Below are 2829 nucleotides of genomic sequence, written 5' to 3'. Positions count from 1 at the left end.
CGCTGGCCGCATCGCCGCGGCCGCACGCCCCGGCCCGGGCGGACGCCCCGGCACGCCCACGATCCCCGTCGACGTCGAGGTGGCTGCGGGGGTCGACACCCCGGGACGTCGTCCGCCGTCGGCTCCCGCCGCGGGCACCGGCCCGATGCCCGGCTCCGCTGGCGTACTGTGGGAGGGCCCGTGGAGCCCGCAGGACGAGGAGGAGCACCGATGAGCAGCCAGGATCTCGAGAACTACGAGTCCGACCTCGAGCTCCAGCTCTTCCGCGAGTACCGCGACGTGGTCAGCCTGTTCACCTACGTCGTGGAGACGGAGCGCCGCTTCTACCTCGCCAACCAGGTGGACCTGCAGGTCCGCTCGGGCGGCGGCGAGGTGTTCTACGAGCTGCGCCTGGCGGACGTGTGGGTGTGGGACATCTACCGCTCCAACCGCTTCGTGCGCTCGGTGCGGGTGGTGACCTTCAAGGACGTCAACATCGAGGAGCTCAACAAGCAGGACATCTCCCTGCCCTGAGCCCGAGGGGCGGACCTCCGACGCCGCGTGACCTCTCCTCCACAGCGCCCCGCCGTCCCCAGGATCCCGGTGCCGCTTCCCCGCCCGGAGCGCTCCGGCGAGGCTGACTGGCATGAACAGCCTCGCTCCTGTCCCCGGCACCCCGCCCGTCTCCCTCCGCGCCGACAGGCCGCGCCCGGCCCCGGCACCGCCCCGCGTGCGGGAGATGACCACCCTCGAGCTCGGACGCGCCGGGGAGGACCTCGCCGCCGACCACCTGGTGGCCTGCGGCTGGCAGATCGTGGAGCGGAACCTGCGGCTCGAGCACGGCGAGCTGGACATCGTCGCACTCGCGCACACGACCCTCGTCTTCGTGGAGGTCAAGACCCGCCGCTCCTTCGTCACCGGGGTGCCGCAGGCCGCCGTCACCCCCGCGAAGCTGCGCAGGCTGCGCCGCCTGGCGGGGGAGTACCTGATGGAGCGCTCGACCCCGCACCGCGACGTGCGCATCGACGTGATCGCCGTGCACGCCCACCTGGACGGGGTCTTCTCCCTCGAGCACCTCGAAGGGGTGCACTGAGATGGGCCAGGCGCGCACCCTCTCGATCAGCCTCACCGGCCTCGAGGGCACCCTGGTCGAGGTCGAGGCCGACGTCTCCCCGGGCCTGCCCGCGTTCTCGCTCGTGGGCCTGCCGGACTCCTCCACCCTCCAGGCCAAGGACAGGGTCCGCGCCGCCGCGGCCCGCAGCGGCCTCCGCCTCGCCCAGCGCCGGATCACCGTGAACATGACTCCGGCCTGGCGGCCCAAGCACGGCTCCGGCTTCGATCTCGCGATCGCGCTCGCGGTCCTCGACGCGCAGGGCGACCTGCCCACCCACGTCCCCTCCGACACCGTGCTGCTGGGCGAGCTCGGGCTGGATGGGAGGCTGCGCCCCGTCCCCGGGGTGCTGCCTGCCCTGCTCGCCGCCCGCGGTCTGGGACTCTCCCGCGCCGTGGTCCCCGAGGCGAACCTCGCCGAGGCCCGGCTCGTCGACGGGATCGAGGTGGATGCGGCGCCCGACCTCACCACCCTCCTGCACCGCTTCGGCGCGGACGTCCCGCCGTCCCCCGCCCGCGAGCCGCTGACCGCGAGCGCCGCAGTGGAACGAGGCGCGGGCAGCACGGTCGACTTCGCCGACGTGATCGGCCAGGAGCAGGCCCGCCGTGCCGCGGAGGTCGCCGCGGCAGGCGCCCACCATCTGCTGCTGCAGGGACCGCCCGGCGCCGGCAAGACGATGATCGCCGCGCGCCTGCCCGGCATCCTGCCCGAGCTCAGCACCGAGGACGCCCTGGACGTCTCCGCCGTCCACTCGCTCGACGGCCGCTTCGACGCCCGCGACGGTCTCCTGCGCACCCCGCCGCTGGAGAGCCCCCACCACACCGCCACCGCCGCCGCGATCGTCGGCGGGGGAGGAGGGCTCGCCCGGCCCGGCGCGATCTCCCGCGCCCACTGCGGGGTGCTCTTCCTCGACGAGGCGCCGGAGTTCTCCGCCCGCGTGCTCGAGGCGCTGCGCGAACCCCTGGAGACCGGGGACATCACCCTGCACAGGGCACGCGGGGTCACCCGCTACCCGGCCCGCTTCCAGCTGGTCCTGGCCGCGAACCCCTGCCCCTGCGGGAATGCCTGGGGCAAGGGGGAGAAGTGCACCTGCACTCCGTTGCAGCGCCGCCGCTACCTCTCCCGGCTCTCCGGGCCCGTGATGGACCGGATCGACATGCGCGTCGACGTCGGACCGGTGGACCTCCACCGCAACGGCACCGAGCCCGCCGAGCCCAGCGCCGCGATCGCCGCCCGCGTCGGCCGGGCCCGCACCCGCCAGGCCCGTCGCTACGAGGGACGCGGCTGGAGCACCAACGCCCACCTGCCCGGGCCGCTGCTGCGGACCGAGTTCGCCCCCGCCCCGGCGGACCTCGCGCTGCTGCGCCACTCCCTCAGCCAGGGTCGGCTGACCCTGCGCGGCTACGACCGCGTGCTGCGCCTGGCCTGGACCCTCGCCGACCTCGACGGCGCCGACCGGCCCGACGCCCTGCACATCGGCGAGGCCCTCACCCTGCGACAGGCGGACGCCCGATGACCGAGTACCCCGAGAACTCTGAGAAACCCGAGAACCCCGACTTCACCCGCGAGGGCGAGCGCCGGGCCCGGCTCACCTGGTCCCTGCTCGCCGAGCCGTCCGACGCCGTCGCGCTCCTGGCGCGGGAACGGCTCGGATCCCGCGCCGCGCTCGAGCTCGCGCGCGAGGCGACGCCGACCGAGCTGCTCGCCGCGCTGGAGGGACAGGTGCCGGCCGAGGCCGC

General features: G+C 74.8%; 3 protein-coding genes and 2 pseudogenes. All 5 read left to right on the top strand.

Annotated features, from left to right (window positions below; all coding sequences use genetic code 11):
• Window positions 1-214 (top strand): annotated as a pseudogene (locus tag HMPREF3159_RS17665) (hypothetical protein); the annotation flags it as partial.
• Window positions 211-513 carry a DUF2469 domain-containing protein gene (locus tag HMPREF3159_RS10220; RefSeq protein WP_010551350.1) on the top strand — a complete coding sequence of 101 codons (303 nt, stop codon included), beginning with the start codon at window positions 211-213 and terminating at the stop codon, window positions 511-513. The pseudogene HMPREF3159_RS17665 and the gene HMPREF3159_RS10220, both read left to right, overlap by 4 nt.
• Window positions 514-625: 112 nt before the next feature.
• The gene (locus HMPREF3159_RS10215) at window positions 626-1072 is read left to right on the top strand and encodes a YraN family protein (RefSeq protein ID WP_083305907.1); all 447 of its coding nucleotides are present in this window, start codon (window positions 626-628) and stop codon (window positions 1070-1072) included.
• Between the two features lies 1 nt (window position 1073).
• Window positions 1074-2606 (top strand): YifB family Mg chelatase-like AAA ATPase, encoded by a 1533-nt coding sequence (locus HMPREF3159_RS10210; protein ID WP_070500935.1) that lies wholly within the window; start codon window positions 1074-1076, stop codon window positions 2604-2606.
• Window positions 2603-2829 (top strand): annotated as a pseudogene (locus HMPREF3159_RS10205) (DNA-protecting protein DprA); the annotation flags it as partial. The gene HMPREF3159_RS10210 and the pseudogene HMPREF3159_RS10205, both read left to right, overlap by 4 nt.

It is taken from the genome of Brachybacterium sp. HMSC06H03 (assembly GCF_001807385.1).
GTDB classification, from domain to species: domain Bacteria; phylum Actinomycetota; class Actinomycetes; order Actinomycetales; family Dermabacteraceae; genus Brachybacterium; species Brachybacterium conglomeratum.
Note: the sequence above shows the minus strand (reverse complement) of the source record. Positions and strands in the feature narration are given on the sequence as shown.

Coding starts and splice junctions, on each gene's coding strand:
- HMPREF3159_RS10220 (WP_010551350.1), top strand. CDS start 211: ATGAGCAGCCAGGATCTCGAGAACTACGAGTCCGACCTCGAGCTCCAG.
- HMPREF3159_RS10215 (WP_083305907.1), top strand. CDS start 626: ATGAACAGCCTCGCTCCTGTCCCCGGCACCCCGCCCGTCTCCCTCCGC.
- HMPREF3159_RS10210 (WP_070500935.1), top strand. CDS start 1,074: ATGGGCCAGGCGCGCACCCTCTCGATCAGCCTCACCGGCCTCGAGGGC.